This is a genomic window from Rhizobium etli 8C-3, from assembly GCF_001908375.1.
Classification (GTDB): Bacteria; Pseudomonadota; Alphaproteobacteria; order Rhizobiales; family Rhizobiaceae; genus Rhizobium; species Rhizobium etli_B.
In genome coordinates this window covers 872393-895469 of the sequence record NZ_CP017241.1, presented here as the reverse complement: position 1 = coordinate 895469, position 23077 = coordinate 872393, and the positions used below count along the sequence as shown (strand labels likewise).

General features: G+C 61.6%; 19 protein-coding genes. 6 read left to right on the top strand and 13 right to left on the bottom strand.

Features of this window, described 5'->3' with window-relative positions:
- Positions 1 to 56: 56 nt before the first annotated feature.
- Both AM571_RS04505 and AM571_RS04500 read right to left on the bottom strand, forming a co-directional pair.
- Positions 57 to 866 carry a 3'(2'),5'-bisphosphate nucleotidase CysQ gene (locus tag AM571_RS04505; protein WP_074060378.1) on the bottom strand — a complete coding sequence of 270 codons (810 nt, stop codon included), beginning with the start codon at positions 864 to 866 and terminating at the stop codon, positions 57 to 59.
- Positions 867 to 899: 33 nt separating this feature from the next.
- The gene (locus AM571_RS04500; protein ID WP_074060377.1) at positions 900 to 2246 is read right to left on the bottom strand and encodes a TldD/PmbA family protein; all 1347 of its coding nucleotides are present in this window, start codon (positions 2244 to 2246) and stop codon (positions 900 to 902) included.
- Between the two features lie 119 nt (positions 2247 to 2365).
- Between AM571_RS04500 and AM571_RS04495 the strand changes: the two genes are divergently transcribed.
- Positions 2366 to 4174, top strand: coding sequence for a monovalent cation:proton antiporter-2 (CPA2) family protein (locus AM571_RS04495; protein ID WP_074060376.1), 1809 nt, complete (start codon positions 2366 to 2368; stop codon positions 4172 to 4174).
- Here the strand turns inward: AM571_RS04495 and AM571_RS04490 are convergent.
- Genes AM571_RS04490 through AM571_RS04480 form a run of 3 tightly spaced genes read right to left on the bottom strand, consistent with a single transcriptional unit; the run spans position 4171 to position 7522 of the window.
- Positions 4171 to 5022, bottom strand: coding sequence for a patatin-like phospholipase family protein (locus AM571_RS04490; protein ID WP_420493379.1), 852 nt, complete (start codon positions 5020 to 5022; stop codon positions 4171 to 4173). The genes AM571_RS04495 and AM571_RS04490 overlap by 4 nt on opposite strands.
- A 57-nt stretch (positions 5023 to 5079) precedes the next feature.
- The gene (gene rsmD / locus AM571_RS04485) at positions 5080 to 5640 is read right to left on the bottom strand and encodes a 16S rRNA (guanine(966)-N(2))-methyltransferase RsmD (protein WP_074060374.1); all 561 of its coding nucleotides are present in this window, start codon (positions 5638 to 5640) and stop codon (positions 5080 to 5082) included.
- Complete coding sequence (locus AM571_RS04480) at positions 5621 to 7522, bottom strand: pseudouridine synthase (protein ID WP_074060373.1); 1902 nt, start codon at positions 7520 to 7522, stop codon at positions 5621 to 5623. The genes rsmD and AM571_RS04480 overlap by 20 nt, the downstream gene beginning before the upstream one ends.
- Before the next feature lie 91 nt (positions 7523 to 7613).
- Here AM571_RS04480 and AM571_RS04475 point away from each other — a divergent pair, with 91 nt between their 5' ends.
- Complete coding sequence (locus AM571_RS04475) at positions 7614 to 8051, top strand: nucleoside deaminase (protein ID WP_074060372.1); 438 nt, start codon at positions 7614 to 7616, stop codon at positions 8049 to 8051.
- A gap of 309 nt (positions 8052 to 8360) precedes the next feature.
- On the opposite strand, the gene AM571_RS04470 is transcribed toward AM571_RS04475, so the two are convergent.
- The 4 genes from AM571_RS04470 to AM571_RS04455 form a co-directional block, all read right to left on the bottom strand.
- Positions 8361 to 8984 carry a hypothetical protein gene (locus AM571_RS04470; protein ID WP_074060371.1) on the bottom strand — a complete coding sequence of 208 codons (624 nt, stop codon included), beginning with the start codon at positions 8982 to 8984 and terminating at the stop codon, positions 8361 to 8363.
- 138 nt (positions 8985 to 9122) lie between these two features.
- The gene (ileS, locus tag AM571_RS04465) at positions 9123 to 12023 is read right to left on the bottom strand and encodes an isoleucine--tRNA ligase (RefSeq protein WP_074060370.1); all 2901 of its coding nucleotides are present in this window, start codon (positions 12021 to 12023) and stop codon (positions 9123 to 9125) included.
- 244 nt (positions 12024 to 12267) lie between these two features.
- Positions 12268 to 13251: a bifunctional riboflavin kinase/FAD synthetase gene (locus AM571_RS04460; protein WP_074060369.1), complete on the bottom strand. Its 984-nt coding sequence runs from the start codon at positions 13249 to 13251 to the stop codon at positions 12268 to 12270.
- Between the two features lie 14 nt (positions 13252 to 13265).
- Positions 13266 to 14114, bottom strand: coding sequence for a TIGR01459 family HAD-type hydrolase (locus AM571_RS04455; protein ID WP_074060368.1), 849 nt, complete (start codon positions 14112 to 14114; stop codon positions 13266 to 13268).
- Positions 14115 to 14470: 356 nt separating this feature from the next.
- Here AM571_RS04455 and groES point away from each other — a divergent pair, with 356 nt between their 5' ends.
- The 3 genes from groES to AM571_RS04440 all read left to right on the top strand — a co-directional run bounded on the left by groES (position 14471) and on the right by AM571_RS04440 (position 17556).
- Positions 14471 to 14767 carry a co-chaperone GroES gene (gene groES / locus AM571_RS04450; protein WP_074060367.1) on the top strand — a complete coding sequence of 99 codons (297 nt, stop codon included), beginning with the start codon at positions 14471 to 14473 and terminating at the stop codon, positions 14765 to 14767.
- A 57-nt stretch (positions 14768 to 14824) separates the two neighbouring features.
- A complete protein-coding gene (gene groL / locus AM571_RS04445; protein WP_074060366.1) occupies positions 14825 to 16465 on the top strand; it encodes a chaperonin GroEL in 1641 nt (546 codons plus the stop codon).
- A 629-nt stretch (positions 16466 to 17094) separates the two neighbouring features.
- Entirely contained in the window at positions 17095 to 17556 is a 462-nt protein-coding gene (locus AM571_RS04440; protein WP_074063063.1) for a hypothetical protein, read from the top strand.
- A 359-nt stretch (positions 17557 to 17915) separates the two neighbouring features.
- Here AM571_RS04440 and AM571_RS04435 read toward each other — a convergent pair whose 3' ends face one another.
- Positions 17916 to 18626: a glutathione binding-like protein gene (locus AM571_RS04435; RefSeq protein ID WP_074060365.1), complete on the bottom strand. Its 711-nt coding sequence runs from the start codon at positions 18624 to 18626 to the stop codon at positions 17916 to 17918.
- A 218-nt stretch (positions 18627 to 18844) separates the two neighbouring features.
- Here AM571_RS04435 and AM571_RS04430 point away from each other — a divergent pair, with 218 nt between their 5' ends.
- Positions 18845 to 19291 (top strand): DoxX family protein, encoded by a 447-nt coding sequence (locus AM571_RS04430; RefSeq protein WP_074060364.1) that lies wholly within the window; start codon positions 18845 to 18847, stop codon positions 19289 to 19291.
- Between the two features lie 72 nt (positions 19292 to 19363).
- On the opposite strand, the gene hisG is transcribed toward AM571_RS04430, so the two are convergent.
- From hisG to hisS, 3 genes are all read right to left on the bottom strand, one after another.
- Positions 19364 to 20059, bottom strand: a complete 696-nt coding sequence (hisG, locus tag AM571_RS04425) for an ATP phosphoribosyltransferase (protein WP_074060363.1) — start codon at positions 20057 to 20059, stop codon at positions 19364 to 19366.
- The gene (locus AM571_RS04420; protein WP_074060362.1) at positions 20056 to 21177 is read right to left on the bottom strand and encodes an ATP phosphoribosyltransferase regulatory subunit; all 1122 of its coding nucleotides are present in this window, start codon (positions 21175 to 21177) and stop codon (positions 20056 to 20058) included. The genes hisG and AM571_RS04420 overlap by 4 nt, the downstream gene beginning before the upstream one ends.
- Before the next feature lie 168 nt (positions 21178 to 21345).
- Positions 21346 to 22938 (bottom strand): histidine--tRNA ligase, encoded by a 1593-nt coding sequence (gene hisS / locus AM571_RS04415; RefSeq protein WP_074060361.1) that lies wholly within the window; start codon positions 22936 to 22938, stop codon positions 21346 to 21348.
- Between the last annotated feature and the right edge of the window lie 139 nt (positions 22939 to 23077).

The following is a 23077-nucleotide window of genomic DNA, read 5'->3' as shown; positions in this document are numbered from 1 at the left end:
TCTCTTTCTTTTCTCGTCTCCTCCGCGCTTTCATCTGCGGGATTTTGACGAAAACGTCAACTGCTTCGTATTTTAGCAAGCCCTTCGAGGAACTCCGCAACGCGAGGGCCGGCGGCGCCGCAAAGCTCGCCATGACTGACTTCAGAACGGTTGTAGACAATCGAGCGTCCTTCGAGATCGGTCAGCCGGCCGCCGGCGCGTTCGAGGATGAGATCGGCTGCCGCAAGATCCCAGTCATGGGAATTGCGCTTGACGAAGGTACCCTCAAGACGTCCATCGGCGACCATCGCGATGCGGTAGGCGAGCGAGGGCACGTGCTTCACCCTTTCGATCTTCCGCCGGAAGGGATCGGGGAACGCCTTCAGGATGTCCTCACCGATTGCAAATCGACTGACGGTATCGGGCCCACTGGCCGATACGGCGATAGGCTTGCCATTCTTCATCGCCGCACCGCCTTCGACCGCCTCGAAAAGCTCGTCGAGGGCAGGAGCATACAGTACTCCGGCAACCGGCCTGCCGCGATGGACGACGGCGACGCTAACGCACCACAGATTAAGGCCGCCGAGGAAGGCGCGCGTGCCGTCGATCGGATCGATGACGAAAAGCGTCTCGGCCGACAGACGGGCCGCGCTATCCTCGGTCTCTTCTGAAAGCCAGCCATAATCCGGCCTGGCGCGGCGCAGGATGGATTCCAGCGTTTCGTTGGCGGCGAAATCGGCAGCGCTGACGGGCGAGCGGCCTCCATTCTTCCACCAGACCTCGGGCGACTGATTGAAAAAACCGAGAGCAACATCACCCGCCTTTTTCGCGGCACCCGCGATCAATTCGAGATCGCTTTGCCAGCGGGCCGTCCGAACGTCACACATTACATCAATCCAATTCCAACAGGTCGGGGCGCTCTAGCGTCCCGCAAGCGTCATTCCCTCGATCGCCAGTGTCGGAGCTGCTACGCCATACTTGCGATCGATGTCGTTTGCGGGCGTTACGCGCATGAACATCTCCTTGAGGTTCGAGGCGATCGTCACTTCGGAGACGGGGAATGTCAGCTCGCCGTTTTCGATCCAGAAGCCGGTCGCGCCGCGGCTATATTCGCCTGTGAGCATATTGACACCCTGGCCGATAAGTTCAGTCACGTAGAAGCCGTTCCCGACGCTCCGGATCAACTCTTCCGGCGAGATATCGCCCGGTTCGAGCGCGAGGTTCGTCGAAGCGGGCGTCACCGAATTACCGCTGCGCACGCCGCGGCCATTGGTTTCCATGCCGATTTCACGGGCCGTCGAAGTCGAAAGGAACCAATGCTTGAGGACACCGTCCTCGATCATCACCAGCCGCTCGCCGGAAATGCCTTCGCCATCGAACGGACGCGAGGACGGGCCGCGGACAATCAGCGGATCGTCGGTGATCGAAAGGCCGGATTTCAGCACCTGCTGGCCCATCTTGTCGCGCAGGAAGCTGGATTTGCGCGCGACGGACGCGCCATTGATGGCGCCAGCGATGTGACCGACAAAACCGCGAGCAATGCGCGGATCGAAGACGACAGTGATCCCCTTGCCGGTATCGACCTGACGCGGATTGAGGCGCTTGACCGCACGCTCGCCGGCGCGGCGGCCGATTTTTGCGGCCTCGTCGAGTTCGGCGTAATAAAGGCGACTGTCGTAATCGTAATCGCGCTCCATGTTTGTGCCTTCGCCGGCAATGACGCTGACTGAACGGCCGAAGCGCGAACCCATATAGCTGCCTTGGAAGCCGTGCGAGGTGACGAGCACCAGCCCCCCGAATCCAGCGGAGGCTCCGCCGCCGGACGAGTTGGTGACCCCCTTGACCTCAAGCGCGGCGGCCTCAGTCGCAAGCGCTGCCTCGCGCAACATGTCGGTGGAAACTTCCGTCGGGTCGAAAAGCTCAAGATCGGGATAGGACTTCGCAAGCTTCTGCTCGTCGGCCAGGCAGGCGAAGGGGTCTTCAGGCGAGACCTTTGCCATCGCGACAGCGCGTTCGGCCAGCGCCTTGAGGTCGAAGCCGGGATTGGCCGAAACGCTCGCAACCTTCCGGCCAACGAAGACGCGCAGCGAGAAATCGTCGCTCTCAGACGATTCAGTGCCTTCGACCTTGCCGAGGCGGATGGCGACGGATTGCGAACGCGAGCGCACGACAACAGCATCGGCGGCATCGGCGCCGGCCGCCCTGGCAAGATCGATCAACTGGCTTGCACGGGAAAGAAGTGTCGAGGAATCTATTTCTGCGGACATGATTTGGCCTTTCCTTGGGCTTCCATTTATTGTGCACTTCCGAAAGCATCAAGGCCGCCGCCGCCGATTCTTTTTCGCGCGGCTTGCGCGCTTCCCCTCATTGAAAGAAACGCCGCGACATGTCCGCCTCCAATGCCCTCTTTTCCGAAACGATCCTGCTGCTCGGCGGCGCGGTCGTTGCCGCCCCAATCTTCAAGAAGCTCGGGCTCGGCACGGTGCTCGGCTATCTTGCCGCGGGCGTCGTTATCGGTCCGATATTCCATGGCATCACAGACGGCGAGCAGGTTTTGGGCGTTGCCGAGCTCGGCGTCGTATTTTTGCTCTTCATCATCGGCCTCGAGCTCAAGCCGCAGCGGCTCTGGCAGATGCGACGCGACATCTTCGGGCTCGGCATCGGGCAGGTGATGCTGACGGGACTGGCGCTGACGGCGCTTGCCTATTTCTCCGGCGTGCTCGACTGGCGCGGAAGCGTCGTTGCGGGCTTTGGGCTGGCGCTTTCTTCCACTGCCTTTGCGATGCAGATCCTCGATGATGCTGGCGAGGTGAACACCAGATACGGGCAGCGGTCCTTTTCGATGCTGCTCTTCCAGGACCTGGCAATCGTGCCGCTCTTGGCGCTGATTACCGTTCTCGACGGACGAACCGGCAGTAATACGCCGCTTCTGGACTTTGCGATCGCGATCGGTGCCGTCGGTGCGATGATCGTCATGGGGCGCTATCTGCTGACGCCGCTCTTCCAGGTGATCGCGAGGACCGGGGCACGCGAGGCGATGATCGTCGCGGCACTTTTCGTGGTCATGGGATCGGCAAGCCTGATGCAGTTTGCCGGGCTTTCCATGGCGATGGGAGCGTTCCTGTCCGGCGTCATGCTCGCCGAATCCTCCTACCGGCATGAGCTTGAGGCCGACATCGAACCTTTCCGCGGCGTGCTTCTCGCCATCTTCTTCATGGCGGTCGGCCTGTCTCTGGAACTGGATGTTTTGATCGACAACGCGCTCTTCATCGTCGCCGCGGTGCCGATCGTGATGGCCGTCAAGGCTGTGATCATCTATGGCCTGTGCCGGGTGAGCGGTTCTTCGCAAGACGATGCCATCCGCATCGCTTTCCTGCTGCCGCAGGGCGGCGAATTCGGCTTCGTGTTGTTCACGACTGCCGGTGCGGTGGGGCTGATGCCCTCGAGCACGGCATCGCTCCTGGTCGCCATCGTCACACTCTCGATGGCGCTGACTCCGCTCGGGGCCGCACTTTCAAGACGTATGCTGAAAGGCGAGGATCAGGAGGAGCTCGATGAAGACTTCAAGGGTGCGGGCGCCGATGTTCTGATGGTCGGCTTCTCGCGTTTCGGCCAGATCGCCGCGCAGATCCTGCTCGCGGGCGGGCGCGACGTGACGGTCATCGATTTCTCCGCCGACCGTATCCGACAGGCGTCCTCCTTCGGCTTCCGTATCTATTTCGGCGACGGAACACGCAAGGACGTGCTGCGCTCGGCCGGCATCGACAAGGCGAAGATCGTCGTCGTCTGCACGCACAAGCGGGAAATCACCGATAAGGTGGTAGACCTGGTGCAGGCTGAATATCCGCATGCAAGGCTTTTCGTACGTTCCTACGACCGTGTCCATTCAATCGCGCTCAGGAATCGCAACGTCGACTACGAATTGCGCGAAACGCTGGAATCGGGCCTGCTTTTCGGCCGCCGCACGCTAGAGGCGCTGGGAGTCGACGAGGCGGACGCCTTGGAGATCGGCGAGGATATCCGCAAGCGCGACGAGGAGCGCCTGGCGCTTCAGGTAACCGGTGGGCTACAGGCGGGCCGCGACATGCTCTTTTCCCAGCCGGTCCGGCCAGAACCGCTGGTGAAGCCCAAGCGAACGATGGATTTTGACGAAGATCCGCTAGCGGGAACGGCCGACGTCACGGCGGATGCCTAAGCTCTGAGGCGGGCTTCGAATTCCTGATCAAGCGCGCGCTTCAGTTCATCCTTGACGCCCGCAGACATGGCCAATACCTCGCGCGCCTTTAGAAAATCCATCACGCCGGTGCGGCCGACGGCCGGGCGCAAGAAGATGTGCGGCGGCTGGAGCTTGAGTTTCAGCGTGATTGCCGTCTGCATCATCAGTTGGCCGGAACCGAAGATGCTTTCCATGCGGTTGGGGATATGTGTGCCGTCGCCTTCCGGCGCACCGACGACATCGACACCGATGACGATGTCGGCAATATCCATCAGGCACTCGTAGGGGACCGGATTGCTGATGCCGCCATCGATCATCACCCGGCCGTGCAGACGAACGGGCATGAAGACTGCAGGAATGGAAGACGATGCGGCAAGCGCCGGAAACAGCGCTCCTTCGCCTATGATGACTTCGCTCTGACCGTAGTAATCGGTCGTGATGACGTTCATCGGGATATTCAGATCTTCGAAGCGATCCGGCAGGCCGGGCGGCAGGAAGGCCTTGAGGATGCGCTCGAGATTGAACTGGCCGATACGGATTCCCTTTGCGACGGCATCGCGGACCGTCTGCGGCCGGAGACCCCAGATGCGGCTGACGACAGCCGTCTTGTTACCGACCGTCATCAGCGCGTGCTCGCGGATCGCCTCGCCACTCATGCCGGCCGCCATGCCTGCACCCATGATGGCGCCGATCGAGGCGCCGGAAATCGCAACGGGTCGGATGCCGAGCTCGTCCAGGGCTTCGATCACGTGGATATGGGCGAGCCCACGGGCGCCGCCGCCGCCGAAGGCAATGGCAACCGTCGGCATGCGGCTCGCAACAGGCATCTCGTTATTTGCAATAACCGCCTGCCGCACAACCCAACTCCGGATAACCCGCCGCCCCTATTCAGGCTGGTAGCGGAAGAAATGAACCCTTGTATCGCCAAAGATGCGATCTTCGAGAAAGAGATAGGAAGGATCAACCGAAACGGCAACATCCGACCGCTCTTCGAGAACGGCAATCGCGCCCGGAACGAGCCAGCCGCCCCTGGCGGCCGCTGCCATTGCCTTTTCACCCAGGCCCTTGCCATAGGGTGGATCGGCGAAAAGCATGCTGAAAGGCTCGAGATTGCCGACAGAACCCAGGTCCGTGGCGTCACGCCGCAGAATACGGGTGCGGCCGTGGAGGCCGAGCGCATCGATATTCTCCCACAGAAGCCCCCTTCCCTCGACACTGTTTTCGACAAAGAGCGCATGACGGCAGCCGCGCGAGATGGCTTCAAGCCCGACGGCGCCGGTGCCGGCGAAAAGATCCAGGATCCGGGTGCCGTCGAGGCATTCCGAATAGGCGTGGCTCAGGATATTGAACAGGCTCTCACGCGTCCGGTCGGCAGTCGGCCGGATGTCGTTCGATTTCGGCACGGCGAGCGGCCGTCCGCGAAACTCACCTCCGACGATCCGCACCGCGCGTCGTTCCCTTTCCTTTCGGTCCACCGCGCGAGGGCGCGCCCGAAGGCTTTCCGCCACCGCCCGGCCGATCGCCCTTAGGCTTGCTTGAGAATTTCTTGGAGCCGCCCGGCTTGCCGAAGCTCTTGCCACCGGGCTTGTCGCCTAAAGGCCTTTCGCCGCGCGGATGTTCAATGCGGCCCTCGCCGGCAGCGCTGCGGGCAGTGCGCGCACGATCGCCGAAGGACCGGGGGCGCTCGTCACCTTCTTCGCGTGGTCTGCGCTCGCCACGGGGCTTGTCGGCAAAAGGCCGGTCCCCGCGCGAAGGCCGCTCGCCGGTCGCACGCTCGCCACGCGCCGGACGGTCACTGAAAGAGCGGGGACGCTCATCACCCTCAGCACGTGGCCTGCGCTCGCCGCGAGGCTTGTCGCCAAAAGGCCGGTCCCCGCGCGAAGGCCGGTCGCCGGACGGGCGCTCGCCACGCGCCGGACGGTCGCCAAGACCACGATCGGGGCGTGCTGGACGATCGCCGAACGAGCGCTTGCGGCCAAAACCCTCGCCGTCATCCCTGGACTTCGGCGAAACTTCGCTGGATCGGATCCACTCGCCTTCTTCGTCGCGGGCGCGGTTGATCTGCACGCGTGGCCGGTCGTCGCCATGGCCCGAGGGCTGCGGCTTACTGCTGCCCGGCTTTTCGCCACGCTTGCGGGCGGTCTGGGCATTCTTCGCAGCCTTGGCTGCCGCCTTTTCACCGAGCGGACGGGCGCCGGGCGCCATCCAGACGTTGGCGTTTCTGCGGCTGCCCAGTGCCGGACGCTTGGGCCGGTCGTCTTCCTTGCGGCCAACATCGCGGTCGCCTTCGCGCCTGCCATTCCGGCGGTCATCGCGGCGATCGTCACGCTTGGTGTCGAGGCGGCTCAAGGCCCGCTCGCGCTTGTCCTCAGGCTTCCAGGAGCGCTCGCGCTTCTCCGGCCTCGTTTCCACCTCTTCTTCGGCAGCAAGGGCAGGCGCGTTGTAGATCGGGGCATCGAAGTTCGCCTTGGCATCCTCGATCAGGCGCGGGCCAAGCTGATCGCGCAGCGTGCGTCCGCGCACTTCAACGACATGGCCTTCCGGCAGATCGCCGAGTTGGAACGGACCATAGGAAACGCGGATGAGACGGTTGACGTCGAGGCCGAGCGCGCCGAGCACGTTCTTGATTTCACGGTTCTTGCCTTCGCGAAGACCCATGGTGATCCAGACGTTGGAACCCTGTGTGCGGTCAAGCGTCGCTTCGATGGAGCCGTAGAGCACGCCGTCGACGGCCATGCCGTCCTTCAGCTTGTCGAGCGCTTCCTGATCGATCTCGCCATGGGCGCGCACGCGGTAGCGGCGGAGCCAGCCGGTGGTCGGCAGCTCGAGCGCCCGGGCAAGACCACCGTCATTGGTCAGCAGCAGCAAGCCTTCGGTATTGATGTCGAGCCGGCCGATGGACATGACGCGCGGCAGCTCTTCTGGCAGGTTGTCGAACACCGTCGGGCGGCCTTCCGGGTCGGAATTGGTGGTCACCAGACCGGCCGGCTTGTGATAGAGCCAGAGGCGCGTGCGCTCGATGCCACGGATCGGCACGCCGTCGACCTCGATCTTGTCGGTAAGCGTCACGTTGACCACCGGAGTATCGAGCGTCTTGCCGTTCAGCGTCACTCGGCCCTCCATGATCATGCGCTCGATGTCGCGGCGCGAGGCAACGCCTGCGCGCGCCATGACCTTGGAGATGCGTTCCGCCTTGGTTTCGCCTTCGGTCTCGGCAACTGCTACCTTGGGGGGCAAGCTTCTTGCCGGTTTGCCTTCGGTTTTCGGCCGCCCATCGTGCGCGGAGGGCCCGCCGCCCGGCCGTTTTGGCTTGTCTTTGAATGTCATTTGTTGTTTGCCTGCCTTTTGGGGCCTGTCTATCAGGTCGCGCCCTTGCGGTTAAGTGGGAAATTGCCGGATCGTGAAGACAAATCGGTTTATGGAGATGGCCCTTGACGAAGCGCGAGCAGCAGGCGCGCGTGGCGAAGTGCCGATTGGCGCCGTGGTGGTGCTCGATGGCGCCGTCGTTGCGCGCGCCGGCAACCGGACGCGGGAGCTCTACGACGTCACGGCCCATGCCGAAGTGGCTGCGATCCGCATGGCTTGCGAAGTCCTGGGGCAGGAGCGCCTGGTTGGCGCCGACCTCTACGTATCGCTGGAGCCCTGCACCATGTGTGCCGCAGCTATTTCGTTCGCGCGCATTCGCAGGCTCTACTACGGTGCCGAAGACCCCAAAGGCGGGGCAGTCGACAATGGTGTGCGGTTTTACGCCCAGCCGACCTGCCATCACGCTCCGGAGGTCTATTCCGGTTTGAACGAAACGGAATCGGCGGACATCCTCAGAACGTTCTTTGCCGAAAAGAGAGAGCTTCCATGACCCGAGCATTGTTGTTCTCGCCGCCTCGCTTGCAGGGGGCGCCCGGCGCTGAGAAAATACCGTGCAAAGGTCTATGCGGACCCCTATGCGGGGCTAGGCGGGACAAGGTGAAGTGGTCGGCGAGCCGGCTCACGGCCTTCTCTTCGTGCCGGCACTTGACGACGCCATCTTCATCCTGGTGATCGCGCACGGCAGGCACCCCGGAACGAGCGCGCTTTCACCGGCTGCATTCTTTTCAAATGTCAGATTTTGCACATCGCGCTCGTTCGCCGTTGGTTTGCGGCGCGGCAAGCCTCATATGGCCTTAACTTACTGCAGGAAGTTCCACCACTTCTTGCCGGTGCCGGCAACTGCGGCATCCTTCCTGCGCTGCTTTGCCTTCTTGAGCTCGGGCTCGCCAAGATCTTCGAGCTTGGCGGGATCGTCGACCTGGCGATAGGTGGTGGGCGGATCGGAAATGTAGCGGCGCTGATCGAGATAGGCTCCCTTCTGCAGGGCACGGGCTTCGCGGTAGGCCTTGGTCTGCGCTTCGGTCGTCTGGCGACCGCCTTCGACGCCGTTCTTGGCGAGCGGCGAGACATAGGTATATTTGTCTTCGTTGTCGTCGGCTTCCTTGACGAGGCGAGCACGGGTTTCTTCCGGCGACTCGACCCACTGCGGATTTTCCTTGCTGGCGATCGTCTGCTGCGGCTCGACCAGCGCTTCCTTGGAAGCCTGGGCAGGCAAGACCAGCGTCGGGCGCGGCGTGTACTTGACGCCCTTGTTCTTCGGCTCACGGGGAGCCAGGGAAACGGACTGGCCGAGATCGTCCCCAAGCTGGGCCATCGCCGACGTGCCTGTACCGTAGGTCGGGCTGCAGCCGGAAGCTATCGAACCCGCTGTCACAACAACAGTCAGGCAAGCGCCTACACGGAACCAACGCGTCGCTAACATGAAAACCCTTCCAGCCATGCCGGTGCAATCATCGCCCTACCGGATGACGTCCCCCTGACGTAAAAATCCGGCCATTTTCAGGCAGCTTCTACCGGATGAACTGCAAAAGAGCAATTCATCCGGCATTTTTCTTCAGTATTACAACCCGAGTTCACGCAATGCAGCGGCATCGCGCGCCGATACATCCGGATACTGCGGATCGGAGCCGACATCCTTGGTGATGCGCCAGGACCGGGCGCATTTGGTTCCCTCGGCAAGTGCCGGCTCGACGCTGACGCCGGGAACTTCCGGCAGCCGGAAAGCGTCGGCAGGCCCCTCGGTGACATCGACGGCAATTCCGGAGGTGATGCAGATTTCCGAGAAATCCAGCCCGTCAAGAGCCGCGCGAAGCACGCTGTCGGTGACATGCACGACGGGCGCTGCTTCCAGCGACGAGCCGATCCGCTTGTCCTTGCGCTCGATCTCCAAAGCGCCGGTCACGACCGAACGGATCGCACGGACCTTCTTCCACTTGCCGGCCAGCGCTTCGTTCTTCCATTCAGCCGGGATCGCCGGGAACTGCTCGAGATGAACCGAGACCGCCTTTGGATCGCGCGACAGCCACGCCTCTTCCATCGTGAAGGGCAGCATCGGCGCCATCCAGGTGACCATGCAATCGAAGATATTGCGGATGACATGGAGAGCCGCACGGCGTCGCAGGCTCGACGGAGCATCGCAGTAAAGCGCGTCCTTGCGGATGTCGAAATAGAAGGCCGAGAGCTCGACATTGGCAAAGTCGATCAGCGCGCGCGCAATCTTCTTGAAGTCGAAGCCATCGTAGTTCTCGCGCACGAGCTCGTCGAGCTCGGCCAGGCGGTGGAGCATCAGCCGTTCCAGCTCCGGCAGATCGGCGAGCGCGATCACTTCGCCCTTGTCGTGGGAAAGCGTGCCAAGCATCCAGCGGACCGTGTTGCGAAGCTTCCGGTAGGCATCGACATTCGTCTGAATGATCGTCTTGCCGACGCGAAGGTCGTCCGCGTAGTCGGAGGTCATGACCCAGAGGCGGAGGATATCCGCACCGGCATCCTTCATCACTTCCTGCGGCGCGGTGACATTGCCCTTGGACTTCGACATCTTCTCGCCCTTCTCGTCCATGGTGAAGCCATGGGTGAGGACTGCGTCGTAAGGCGCGCGGCCGAGGGTAGCAGCCGATTCGAGCAGTGAGGAATGGAACCAGCCGCGATGCTGATCCGAGCCTTCGAGATAAAGATCGGCCGGCCATTTAAGATCCGGGCGGTCTTGAAGCGTGAAGGTGTGCGTCGAGCCTGAGTCGAACCAGACGTCGAGGATATCCATGACCTGCTTCCACGGCTCGTTCGCCTTGTTGGCGAGGAAACGCTCCCGCGCACCTTCGGCGAACCAGGCGTCGGCGCCTTCGCTTTCGAAGGCTTCGAGAATGCGGGTATTGACCTCGTCGTCCTGCAGGATCTGTCCTTGCTCGTCGACGAAGACGCAGATCGGCACGCCCCAGGCGCGCTGGCGCGAAAGCACCCAATCCGGGCGCTGTTCGATCATCGCACGCAGGCGGTTCTGGCCGGCAGCCGGTACGAAGCGGGTTGCATCGATCGCGTTCAGCGCACGCGAGCGCAGCGTCGTTCCGTCGCCGAGCTCCTTGTCCATATAGACGAACCACTGCGGCGTGTTGCGGAAGATGACCGGCTTCTTCGAGCGCCAGGAATGCGGATACGAGTGCTTCAGGCGGCCCCGTGCGAAGAGCGCGTGACGGGCGATCAACGCCTTGATGACACGCTCGTTGGCATCACCCTTCTTGCCGCTGTCGTCGATAACACGCGCCGCGCCGCCTTCCGCATCCGGCCCGAAGCCGGGCGCATCGACGGTGAAGAAGCCGGCATCGTCGACCGGGAACGGGATCGTCGACGAAATGCCGCGCGCTTCAAGCTCCCGCATGTTGTCCATCCAGGCATCGAAGTCCTCGCGACCGTGGCTGGGGGCGGTATGGACGAAACCGGTTCCGGCGTCATCGGTCACATGCTCGCCATCAAGCAGCGGAACCTGGAAATCATACCCACCGCCGAGGCCGTGCAGCGGGTGGGCGCAGGTGACGGCGGCAAGTTCATCCGCTTTGATATCGCGAACGAAATTGAAGGTCACTTTCGCCTTGGCAGCGGATTCCTCAGCCAAGCGCTTGGCAAAGATCAGCTTCTCGCCCGGCTGCGGCCCGAAGTCGTTCTCGGCGGTCGCAACTTCGAACAGACCATAGGAGTAGCGCGAGGAGAAGGCGATCGCGCGGTTGCCCGGGATCGTCCATGGTGTGGTCGTCCAGATGACCACGAAGGCGCCTGCCAGTGCAGCGGGGCCCTCGGCGACGGGGAACTTCACCCAGATCATGTCGCTTTCGACATCGGCGTATTCGACTTCGGCTTCCGCCAGCGCAGTGCGCTCGACGACCGACCACATGACCGGCTTTGAGCCGCGGTAGAGCTGGCCGCTTCTTGCGATCTTCAAAAGCTCGCCGGCAATGCGCGATTCCGCGTGGAAGTTCATCGTCGTATAGGGATTATCGAAGTCGCCCTCGATGCCGAGGCGCTTGAACTCCTCGGACTGAACCTTGATCCAGCCTGCGGCGAAGTCACGGCATTCCTTGCGGAACTCGTTGATCGGAACTTCGTCCTTGTTCTTTCCTTTCTCGCGGTACTTCTCCTCGATCTTCCATTCGATCGGAAGACCGTGGCAGTCCCAGCCGGGAACGTAGTTGGCGTCAAAGCCGCGCATCTGGAACGAGCGGTTGATGACGTCCTTGAGGATCTTGTTCAGCGCATGGCCGATATGGATGTTGCCGTTCGCATAGGGAGGGCCGTCGTGGAGGACGAACTTCTCGCGTCCGGCGGCGGATGCGCGCAGCTTCCTGTAGAGGCCCATCTGCTGCCAGCGTGCAACGATTTCCGGCTCCTTCTGCGGCAGGCCGGCGCGCATCGGGAAGTCGGTTTCGGGCAGGTAGAGGGTCTTCGAGTAGTCGAACTTTTCGGCTGTGTCGGTCATGTTTCAGCAATCGTTTCTGGGCGCCTTCAAGGCGCGACGGCTTCAAAAATGTTTGATGACGGAAGCGCTCGTTTGCCCAAGCGCCCAAAACCCGGACCTTCCGGCCGCTCAGCGCGCGCGGAAGGCCGGGCCGATAATTCGCATCGCACTCGACAGCCGGACTTTATTCATAGCGGCGGTTCATAGGCGTTTTTGCCGGGAAAAGGAAGAGGGATTTGAGGCCGCGCCAGCCGGCATCGCGGCATCAGACGAAACAAAGCTTAAGGTCGAGATCGCCGAGCGGCCGGACACCCGCAAGCAGCGCCCTCGCCTCCTGCTCGTCACGCTTGATCTGTTCGACGAGCGCGTCCAGGCCGTCGAACTTCAGTTCGGGCCGAAGGTGGCCGAAGAAGGAGACGGAACAGGTCCGGCCGTAGAGGTCGCCGCTGAAATCGAAGAGATAGGTCTCCAGCAATGGTGCACCGTTTTCGATCACCGTCGGGCGACGGCCGTAGCTCGCAACTGCATCGTAGAGCTTTGCGTCGTCCAGACGGAAGCGAACGGCGTAGACACCGGCTGCAAGGTCGGCCTCCGGTGGAAGCTGCATGTTTGCGGTTGGAAAACCGAGCTCGCGGCCGAGCTTTTCGCCGCCGATCACCTCTGCCTCGACTGTATAGCGGTAGCCGAGCAGCGCGGCCGCCTGGCCGACATCGCCTTCCTTCAACAACTCGCGGATGCGGCTCGATGAGACGACCTCGGCATTCTCGTCGCGAAATGCGTCGATCAGAGTGACGCCGAAACCGTATTTATGGCCGGCATCCATCAGGAAGGCCGGGCCGCCCTCGCGATTCTTGCCGAAATGGAAATCGAAGCCGGTGACAACTTCGGAGGCACCCAGCCAGTCCTTCAGGATGCCGTGAATGAAGTCGTCCGGCGAGCGCTGCGAGAACTCGCGGTCGAAGGGATATTCGATGACGGCGTTGAAGCCGATCGCCTCCAGGATGCGGGCCTTCAAAGGTGCAGGCGTGATGCGGAAGACCGGTGTTTCCGGCCTGAAGACCGTGCGGGGATGCGGTTCGAAAGTCAGCACCAGTGCCGGGATCTCCCGCTCCTTCGAGATTTCCAGCGCGCGGTTCAGGACCGATTGATGGCCGCGATGGACGCCGTCGAAATTGCCGATGGCAATTACCCCGCCTTTCAAGTGGTCAGGCAGGGGTTCGCGGGTTTCATTGCGGTGAAAAACGGTCATCGGCGGGCTTCTTCTTATGCGAGGCGCGGCATCCACCACTTGGGCGCGGCCTTCTCGCGTTCGAGATAGGCATGCAGGATCGCCTCGTCGGTCTCGCCGTTCAGCGTGTATTCCTTCGCGTGGATGCCGCCGCTGATATAGAGGAGATCGAGACCGTAATCGAGAGCGCCGTGCACATCCGTCGGCATGCCGTCGCCGATGGCAAGAATGCGACTTTTCGGGAAATCGCCGCGAAGCTCGTGCGCAGTTGCCAGCACGGCGTCGTAGATCGGCGCGTGCGGCTTTCCGGCGATGCGGATCTCGCCGCCCAACTGGTGGTAATAGGCAGCCATGGCTCCGGCGCAGGGGATGATGCGGTGCCCACGTTCAACGACAAGGTCCGGATTGGCGCAGACCATCGGCACGTTGCGCGCCTGAAAATCCTCCAGCATATCGGTGTAGTCTTCCGGCTTTTCCGTCTCGTCGTCGAAGAAACCGGTGCAGACCACGGTTTCGGCGTCCTTCGCATCGACGCGTTCGACGCCGAGACCTTCGATGATGGCCAGATCGCGATCCGGGCCGAGCAGGAACACCTTCTTCGGGCCTTGGGCGATCAGGCCGCGGGTGACGTCGCCGGAGGTGACGATCCGGTCATAGGCGCCGTCCTGGATGCCGATCTGGCGAAGCTGGGCGACGACCTGCGGCGCGATTCGCGGTGAATTGGTGATGAGGATGACGGCAAGCCCCTCGCCGCGCGCCGCTTCCAGAGCAGCAGCGGCCGTGGGGAAAGGATCGACGCCATTGTGAAGCACGCCCCAGACATCGCAGAAAATCGCATCATACTGGCTGGTGATCTCCGCAAAACTTCCAATCCGCTTGGCCATCCGATTTCCCGATTTGCTTTCAGTCAGGCGTGACATTGCAAAGGCATGCCGCGATGGCAAGGGGTTTTGGGCGTTCTTCAGCAAAAACCATCGTACATTGCACCAGAGTCACGCCACGCCGTCGACAGCCTGCGCGCCTCCGAAGCTCCGGCAACCGACACGGGTTGAACCGGGCGATGATTCAACAATTCCCGGCCTCTTCACAATTCCGGCGCAAAATTCCGTGATGGGTCTTCTTGACTCCTTCCGGAGCCATCCCTAAATGCTCGGCGCTAGCACTCCTCTACGGAGAGTGCTAACACTTATCCATGTGGGCCGCCCGGCCTGCGAATGTCATTTGATCGAGGGATTAGACAATGGCAAGCACCAATTTCCGCCCCCTTCACGACCGCGTCGTCGTTCGCCGCGTTGAGTCCGAAGAAAAGACCAAAGGCGGCATCATCATTCCCGATACCGCTAAGGAAAAGCCGCAGGAAGGCGAAATCGTCGCCGTCGGTTCCGGCGCTCGTGACGAAGCCGGCAAGGTCGTCGCTCTCGACGTCAAGGCTGGCGACCGCGTTCTGTTCGGCAAGTGGTCCGGCACAGAAGTCAAGATCAACGGCGAAGACCTTCTGATCATGAAGGAAGCCGACATCATGGGCATTATCGGCTGATCCAGCCGGTCGCTTTTTACTCGAAATCGCTGACAACCCTTCTCAGGAGTTTTCAAAATGGCAGCTAAAGAAATTAAGTTCGGCCGCACCGCGCGCGAAAAGATGCTGCGCGGCGTCGATATCCTCGCTGACGCAGTCAAGGTAACGCTCGGCCCGAAAGGCCGCAACGTCATCATCGACAAGTCCTTCGGCGCGCCGCGCATCACCAAGGACGGCGTGTCGGTCGCCAAGGAAATCGAACTGGACGACAAGTTCGAAAACATGGGCGCCCAGATGGTCCGCGAAGTCGCTTCGAAGACCAACGACATCGCCGGTGACGGCACCACGACCGCAACAGTTCTCGCACAGGCCATCGTTCGCGAAGGCAACAAGGCCGTTGCAGCGGGCATGAACCCGATGGACCTGAAGCGTGGCATCGATCTCGCCGTTAGCGAAGTCGTCAAGGATCTCCAGGCCAAGGCCAAGAAGATCTCCACTTCGGAAGAAGTAGCTCAGGTCGGCACGATCTCCGCAAACGGCGACAGCCAGGTCGGCCGTGACATTGCTGAGGCCATGCAGAAGGTCGGCAACGAAGGCGTCATCACCGTCGAAGAAGCCAAGACCGCCGAAACCGAACTCGAAGTCGTCGAAGGCATGCAGTTCGACCGCGGCTACCTGTCGCCGTACTTCGTCACCAACCCGGAAAAGATGGTTGCTGACCTCGAAGACGCCTACATCCTGCTGCACGAGAAGAAGCTCTCGAACCTGCAGTCGATGCTTCCGGTTCTCGAAGCTGTCGTCCAGACCGGCAAGCCGCTGCTCATCATCGCTGAAGACGTCGAAGGCGAAGCACTTGCAACGCTCGTCGTCAACAAGCTGCGCGGCGGGCTGAAGATTGCTGCCGTCAAGGCTCCGGGCTTCGGCGACCGCCGCAAGGCCATGCTCGAGGACATCGCGATCCTCACCGGCGGCACGGTCATCTCCGAAGACCTCGGCATCAAGCTCGAGTCCGTCACGCTCGACATGCTCGGCCGCACCAAGAAGGTTTCGATCTCCAAGGAAAACACCACGATCGTCGACGGCGCCGGCGCCAAGTCCGACATCGAAGGCCGCGTTGCACAGATCAAGGCGCAGATCGAAGAAACCACCTCCGACTACGACCGCGAGAAGCTGCAGGAACGCCTTGCCAAGCTCGCCGGCGGCGTTGCCGTCATCCGCGTCGGCGGCTCGACGGAAGTCGAAGTGAAGGAAAAGAAGGACCGTATCGACGACGCTCTCAATGCGACGCGCGCTGCTGTTCAGGAAGGTATCGTCCCGGGCGGCGGCGTTGCCCTGCTCCGCTCCTCCGTCAAGATCACCTCCAAGGGTGTGAACGACGACCAGGAAGCCGGCATCAACATCGTTCGCAAGGCGCTGCAGTCGCTGGTTCGCCAGATCGCCGACAACGCTGGTGACGAAGCTTCGATCGTCGTCGGAAAGATCCTCGACAAGAATGACGACAACTACGGCTACAACGCCCAGACGAGCGAGTATGGCGACATGATCGCCATGGGTATCGTCGATCCGGTCAAGGTCGTCCGTACGGCTCTGCAGAATGCAGCTTCAGTTGCTTCGCTGCTGATCACCACGGAAGCCATGATCGCCGAGCTGCCCAAGAAGGAAGCTCCGGCAATGCCGGGCGGCGGCATGGGCGGAATGGGCGGAATGGACATGATGTGAGACTGAGGTCTCGCATCTGAGCCATCCGGTTCAGTTCAGGAAGGGCGGTCTCTGACCGCCCTTTTTTTGAGCGCGAATTCGCAGCTGCGCAGCACCCGGCAAAGGCATCGACCTGGCGAAACGTCTAGACATTGCCTGTCTTCTTGCCGCCACCAGCCGGAGCTTTCGCGAAGCTTGCGCCGCCAGATTTTCAGTAAATGTTCGAATTTTCGCTTGGACCGGTATCCGGCGGGCAAAAAAGTTGCGTCGCGACCTGAAACCGCGTGAAATCGATCACAGACTGGTTTTTGTACTTCTCTTGCGACGCTTTCCAGCCAAATTGCCTGATGAGGCCGTATTGAGCGGACTGGGATCAGCCCCGAAAAAGCCGTTGCCGTTTGGCGAAAAGCTCCTATAAATCCGCTGCAATCGATCTGCGTTCGAGGATCGTTCTCACCCGCCAGTGAGACCGGACCGCCATCGTAACCCGCGTGAACATTCGCCGACGGATGTTTCCGCGACAAGCAAGAGCGAGCCTCGTTGCCCCGGCGATCGAGGTTTTAGACCGCAGGCAGGATGCCTGGCGCCGTATGACCCTGTTTCGCTCTGACCGCAGCGCAGCCGAGACTGCGCCTGAACCGGGGAACCTCTTGTTTAAGATCGCCAATGCAGCTCTTGCCGCCCCCCTGATGCTTGAATCGCTGGATCTGAGCCATCGCCACCAGGAAATGCTTGCTCAATTTTCGGTCTTTGAGGCCTGGCAGGGCGACTTTTCGAGCGGAATGATCCGCCTCGGCGACTGGAGTAGCATGCTGCATGGCCTTTCGGCACATGAATGCGGCCTTCTGAGCCTGCTGCGCTGCTATGATCCGAAAGATCGCGGGCATATCATCGCGCTTCTCGAGCAAGCTACAACTGTTTCATCGTCCTTCTGCTTTTCCACCACGATCATGATGCCGAACGGCCTGTGTCAGCCGGTTTTCTGCATGGGTCAGTCGAGCGGTGTGGAGAAAAAGTTCAGTGGTAGCATGGCGGGGGTCTTCATCTTTCCGCGCTTCACACAGGAAGGATCAAACCAGACGGCAAGCCGGGATCAGGCGCAAGCATCTTGAGGACAGCAGATCCTGCGACCCCTCATAGCGAGACAGCGGGCTCTTGACGACAACCGAAATCGGGCGCGAGCGTCAGGCAGACTGGGAGGAATCTCGTGATCGACCGCGACCATGGTCGGATTTTCGGCCAATCTGGTCAATGTGCGCGAAGAGCGCCGGGTCAGCCGGCCAGAAGGTGGCTCGATCATGGCGCGGGCGCCCATTCGCCTTCGGCTCGCACGGATTACACCATGATCGTTGGATCCAGTAGATCCACGAAAGCTTCGATGAAGCGGACCGGATTGTCCGGTCCGACGCAGTCGTCCCAGCGACGCTTCGGGCACGCCGCTTCCTGTGACCCGCCCTTCCTTTGGGTCGGATCACTCCGGCTTTACGGGAATGTTCAGACCCTTGGCGCTTGCCGGTCGCGCGATGCAGCGTTCGAGCCAGGCCATGACGGAGGGGAACTTTGCATAGTCCAGGACTTCCCGGCCGCCGTAGAAGATGTCGGCGCCGCGGATCCATGGGAATGTGGTGATGTCCGCAATGGTATAGGCCTCGCCCATGATCCACTGCCGTCCCTCAAGGCGGCCTTCCAGCACGCCCAGCAGCCGCTTGGCTTCGTCGCGGTAACGCTCCATCGGATAGGAATTATTGGCGATCTTTTCAGCCGCGAATTTGAAGAAATGGCCAAACTGGCCGAACATCGGGCCGATGCCCGCCATCTGGAAGAACACCCACTGGATGGTCTCGTAGCGTCCCACAGCATCCGGCGGGAGGAGCTGGCCGGTTTTTTCCGCGAGATAAAGGAGAATCGCGCCTGACTCGAAAAGGCCGATCGGCTTCCCGCCCGGCCCGTTCGGATCCATGATCGCCGGTATGCGGCCATTCGGATTGAGCGAGAGGAATTCGGCAGACTTCTGATTGTTGGTTGCAAACGAGATGTAATGCGCCTCGTAAGGCAGACCGAGCTCTTCCAGGGCGATCGCAATCTTCGCACCGTTCGGCGTTTGCAACGAATAAAGCTGGATAATATTCGGATTCTGCGCCGGCCAGCGCTTGGTAATCGGAAATGCGGAAAGGTCTGCCATGCTTTTGTCTCCTGGGAGGTTGGGGGGCGAACATAGAAGACCGGCGGCGAAAAAGACAAGCCGCTCAGCGGGGAGACTGTTTCAGATTAGTGAACAAAGCATCCTCTTTTGTTTATCTTTTCATCGCAGCCGAAAAAGGCGACAACACCGGGCAATCGAGGTTCAGACGGTGCCGGGGCACGGGGACCTCCAGATCAATTCAAACGGAGATCGCGTCCATGTCGAATACCAACAGCATCGTCCTTCTTGTTGCCCGCATCCTGCTTTCGTTTATGTTCATCATGTCCGGCTTCGGTAAGCTCACCGATCCGGCCGGCACAGCCGGGATGATCAGCGGGGCCGGCCTTCCTGCCGCAACGCTTCTGGCCTATGGCGCTGGCCTTTTTGAGCTTGTTGCGGGGCTTGCCGTCCTCGTGGGCTTCCAGACCCGTATCGTCGGCTGGGCGCTCGCCGTTTTCTGCGCCTTCACCGGCCTCGTCTTCCACAGCGGCACGATCAATGTTCCGGATTTCCCGGCTGCAGCCAATGGCTGGATCAACGTGCTCAACCAGATCATGCTGATGAAGAACCTTACCCTTGCCGGCGCCTATATCCTCCTCGCCACCTTCGGCCCGGGCGCCTATTCGCTCGACGCACGCCGCGGCGCATATGCGCTCACCGCCTAAGCGCAAAAATCCTCCCAAGCATAAGCCACCCGCCGTCGGAAGACGGCGGGTTTTTCGTTCGGATTTTTGAAATCAAAGGGCGCTGCGCACCGCCTCTATGACCCTTGCCACCGACGGCTCGCCCGCGTGGCTCTCCTTGCGGGCGCGCACGAGGCAGGCTTGCGAGCGCAAGATCACACCGTCGTTCAACACCCGCAGATGGTTCGCCCGCAAGGTGGAGCCCGTCGACGTGATGTCGACGATGATATCGGCCGAGCCGGAGGCCGGGGCCCCTTCCGTCGCGCCAAGGCTTTCGACGATGCGATAGAGCTGGATGCCATGCTGGCTGGAGAAGAACTGCTGCGTCAGCCGCCAATACTTGGTCGCGATGGTCAAACGGCGGCCATGGCGGGCACGGAAGTCCGCCGCGACATCACCGAGATCGGCCATGGTGTCGACATCGAGCCAGATCTCAGGAACGGCAACCACCACGTCGGCGCGGCCGAAACCGAGGCGGGCGCTGAATTCGACGCGCTTGTCGGCTTCCGCCAACCCTTCGCGCACCAGGTCTTCCCCGGTCACGCCGAAATCGATGGTGCCGCTGCCAAGTTCGCGGGATATTTCTGTGGCCGACAGGAAGGCGATCTCGACGTCGTCCCAACCTTCGACACGGCCGCGATAGGAGCGGTCGTTGCCGACGGCGATGATCCTCATGCCGGCGCGCTCGAAAAGTGCGGAGGCATCGTCCTTCATCCGGCCCTTGGAGGGCAGCGCGATGGTGATGGTCATGGGGCCGCCCTTTCCGTTTCGATGCGGTCGAGCCAGAGCGAGAATCCAACGGCCGGAATACGATCCTTGGCGCCCAGCAGCGTCAACAGCCTGTCGAAGCGTCCGCCGCCTGCGAGCACGGCGGACGAACCCTGGATGCCCACCTCGAAGACAAGGCCGGTGTAATAATCGAGCGGGCGACCGAAGGCTGCGCGATAATCGATGGAGCCGAGGTCGATCCCGGCATTGCCGAGGGCGGCTACCCTGCCATCGAAGCGAGACAGCGCATTGCCGAGCTTCAATCCGGCCGCATCGGCAAAACCGGCCAGAGCAGCCGACGCATTGATGAGCGGCACCCTCAGCGACAGGAACTCTTCGAGCACGCGGAAGGCCGCATCATCGAGGCGCGTTTCGGAAAGGACCAGCTTCTCCTTCAGCCGACGGGCGATTTCAGCCGGGGAGCGGCTGGCATTCGAGGAATAGCCTGTTCTGTTCATCGTCGCGTCGATGTGGGCGATCAGCGCCGCCTCGTCGCCGGCGGTAATCAGCCGTGCGACATCGTCATCGAGGTCGGTCACGAATTGGGGACTGACGAGGCTCGCAAGAAGCGCTTCAAGCTGGCCCATACTGCCAAAGGCGTGGATCAGCCGCTTTTGCCATCCGAGCGGCAGGCCGAGCGCCTGGACCACAGCTTCGAAGACGGCCTGATCGCCCAGCGTGACCGTGATGCGTTTGCCAGGAAGAAGCCGCGCCAGGATGCCGGTCGCATCGCCGACCGCGCGGGCGTCGGCGCTGGCGATATTGATGTCGCCAAGGTCTTCGATGCCTGCCTGATAGAATTCGTTTCCACCCTCGCGGCGCTGGCGAAAGACTTCGCCGAGATAGGAATAGCGTTTCGGCGTGCCGGTTGCCGTCTCGATGTGGCGGATGCAGACGGGAATGGTAAATTCCGGCCGCAGGCAGAGGCTGGCGCCGGTTTCGCTTTCCGTCATGAAGATGCGGCGGCGCAGGTCTTCGCCGGCAATGTCGAGGAAGGGCTCGGCCGGCTGGATGACCGGCGTGTCGATCCGCTCCGCCTTGCGGGCGGCAAATTCGTCCAGGAGGTCGTTGGCGAAATCGGGGAGGTTGATCAGGGCCATGGGCTGGCTCCCAGATAAAGATCCCTCCCCAACCCCTCCCCACAAGGGGAAAGGACCAGGCCGCAGCGATTGCCGAACGAGGAAAACGGCCAAGTCGACCAAGCGAAGGCTGCGTTGGGAAGGACAGCAGGGCTCAAAGCCAATGGCCCTTGCGGTGAGAGGGGAAAATCACCCATTGCCGCCCGCCCTTGCGCGATCCTCCGCCTGAGCCGCCAGTATTTCCCTCACCTTGGCCACAAGATCGGCCTCGGCGACGGTCTCCTGCGCCACCCGCGCCTCGCGCCAGCTGGCATTGTCCTCGATCTCGCCGGACAGGCGCTTGCCTTCGATCAGGTCCTTGATCTGCGCGACGCCTTGCGCACGCTCGTCGCCGCCCTGGATGATGGCGATCGGGCAGCCGCGGCGGTCGGCATATTTCAGCTGGTTGCCGAACTTCTTCCAGTTGCCCTGGAACATTTCGGCGCGGATGCCGGCAGCGCGCAGCTCTTGCGTCATGCGCTGGTAGCGGCCCAAGGCATCCATGTCCTGGCCATCCATGACTGTGACGAGCACCGGCTCGATGACCTCCCTCTGGCCAAGCTTGCCGAGGTTCTTCAGCGCCGTCATCAGGCGCGAAACGCCGATCGAAAAGCCGGTTGCTGGAACCGGCTGGCCCATGAAGCGGGAGACGAGACCGTCATAACGGCCACCGCCACCGACCGAGCCAAAGACTACCTTTTCACCCTTTTCGTTGGTCACGTCGAAGAGCAGTTCGGCTTCGTAGACCGGGCCGGTGTAGTATTCTAGGCCGCGCACGACGGAGGGGTCGATCTTGATGCGATCCGGACCGTAGTCCGCTGCTTCAACCAATTGCCAAATCTGCTTTAGCTCAAGAACCCCCTCAATGCCTTTAGGAGAATCTTTGAAGTTGTTGTGAAGCGTGTCAAAAATAGCCCCTACGTCAACCTGGTCACCGGCCACTGGGTTTTGCACCAACGGGTGAGAACCGAGCGCCGTTTCTGCCGTTTGCAAGATACTGATGAAGTCAAGTAATCGATCAATCTGCTGCGGCGTCAGCCCCGCACCCTTGGTGAAGTCACCAGATTCATCCTTTCGGCCTTCGCCGAGCAGCAGCCGCACACCCTCGGGACCGAACTTGTCGAGCTTATCGATGGCGCGCAGCACGTTGAGGCGCTGTCCTGCCTTGTCCTCGTCGCCGAGGCCGATCGCCTCCAGCACTCCATCCAGAACCTTGCGGTTGTTCACCCGGATCACATAATCCCCGCGCTTGATTCCGAGGGCTTCCAGCGTATCGGCCATCATCATGCACATTTCGGCATCGGCCTGCACGCCTGGCGCGCCGACGGTGTCGGCATCGAACTGCATGAATTGGCGGAAGCGGCCGGGACCCGGCTTTTCATTGCGGAACACGTAGCCGGCGCGATAGGTGCGGTAAGGTAGCTGGATCTCGTTGAAATTCTCTGCGACGTGGCGGGCAAGCGGCGCCGTCAGGTCGTAGCGCAGGCTCATCCACTGGTCGTCATCGTCCTGCAGCGAGAAGACACCCTCGTTCGGGCGGTCGCTGTCGGGCAGGAACTTGCCGAGCGCGTCGGTATATTCGAAGAGCGGCGTTTCGACCGGATCGAAACCATAATGCTCATAGACCTCGCGTATCCTTGCGATCATCTCGTTGACTGCGCGGATATCGGCGGCCGAACGGTCGACGAAGCCGCGCGGCAAGCGAGCCTTGAGCTTTTGTGGTTTCTTCTGCTTCTCGTTCATTTCCAAAGCATTCCGCTCAATCGTGACAGTGGCGGTTTCCTAGCGGATTGGAAGGATAGCGGCAAGGGCTCAGGGACTTGAAGCGCAAGGCAGAATCGAAGATCGAAGGGCAGCCCACCTAATGGGCGGGAACGACCTT

Bases quoted from the DNA above. Each gene is read 5' to 3' on its own strand.
- AM571_RS04495 (WP_074060376.1), top strand. From the start codon at position 2,366: ATGTCCGCCTCCAATGCCCTCTTTTCCGAAACGATCCTGCTGCTCGGC.
- AM571_RS04460 (WP_074060369.1), bottom strand. From the start codon at position 13,251: ATGACCGTTTTTCACCGCAATGAAACCCGCGAACCCCTGCCTGACCAC.
- AM571_RS04500 (WP_074060377.1), bottom strand. From the start codon at position 2,246: ATGTCCGCAGAAATAGATTCCTCGACACTTCTTTCCCGTGCAAGCCAG.
- AM571_RS04435 (WP_074060365.1), bottom strand. From the start codon at position 18,626: ATGGCAGACCTTTCCGCATTTCCGATTACCAAGCGCTGGCCGGCGCAG.
- hisG (WP_074060363.1), bottom strand. From the start codon at position 20,059: ATGACCATCACCATCGCGCTGCCCTCCAAGGGCCGGATGAAGGACGAT.
- AM571_RS04505 (WP_074060378.1), bottom strand. From the start codon at position 866: ATGTGTGACGTTCGGACGGCCCGCTGGCAAAGCGATCTCGAATTGATC.
- AM571_RS04475 (WP_074060372.1), top strand. From the start codon at position 7,614: ATGGAGATGGCCCTTGACGAAGCGCGAGCAGCAGGCGCGCGTGGCGAA.
- hisS (WP_074060361.1), bottom strand. From the start codon at position 22,938: ATGAACGAGAAGCAGAAGAAACCACAAAAGCTCAAGGCTCGCTTGCCG.
- groL (WP_074060366.1), top strand. From the start codon at position 14,825: ATGGCAGCTAAAGAAATTAAGTTCGGCCGCACCGCGCGCGAAAAGATG.
- AM571_RS04420 (WP_074060362.1), bottom strand. From the start codon at position 21,177: ATGGCCCTGATCAACCTCCCCGATTTCGCCAACGACCTCCTGGACGAA.
- AM571_RS04480 (WP_074060373.1), bottom strand. From the start codon at position 7,522: ATGACATTCAAAGACAAGCCAAAACGGCCGGGCGGCGGGCCCTCCGCG.
- ileS (WP_074060370.1), bottom strand. From the start codon at position 12,023: ATGACCGACACAGCCGAAAAGTTCGACTACTCGAAGACCCTCTACCTG.
- AM571_RS04490 (WP_420493379.1), bottom strand. From the start codon at position 5,022: ATGCCTGTTGCGAGCCGCATGCCGACGGTTGCCATTGCCTTCGGCGGC.
- AM571_RS04470 (WP_074060371.1), bottom strand. From the start codon at position 8,984: ATGTTAGCGACGCGTTGGTTCCGTGTAGGCGCTTGCCTGACTGTTGTT.
- AM571_RS04455 (WP_074060368.1), bottom strand. From the start codon at position 14,114: ATGGCCAAGCGGATTGGAAGTTTTGCGGAGATCACCAGCCAGTATGAT.
- AM571_RS04430 (WP_074060364.1), top strand. From the start codon at position 18,845: ATGTCGAATACCAACAGCATCGTCCTTCTTGTTGCCCGCATCCTGCTT.
- groES (WP_074060367.1), top strand. From the start codon at position 14,471: ATGGCAAGCACCAATTTCCGCCCCCTTCACGACCGCGTCGTCGTTCGC.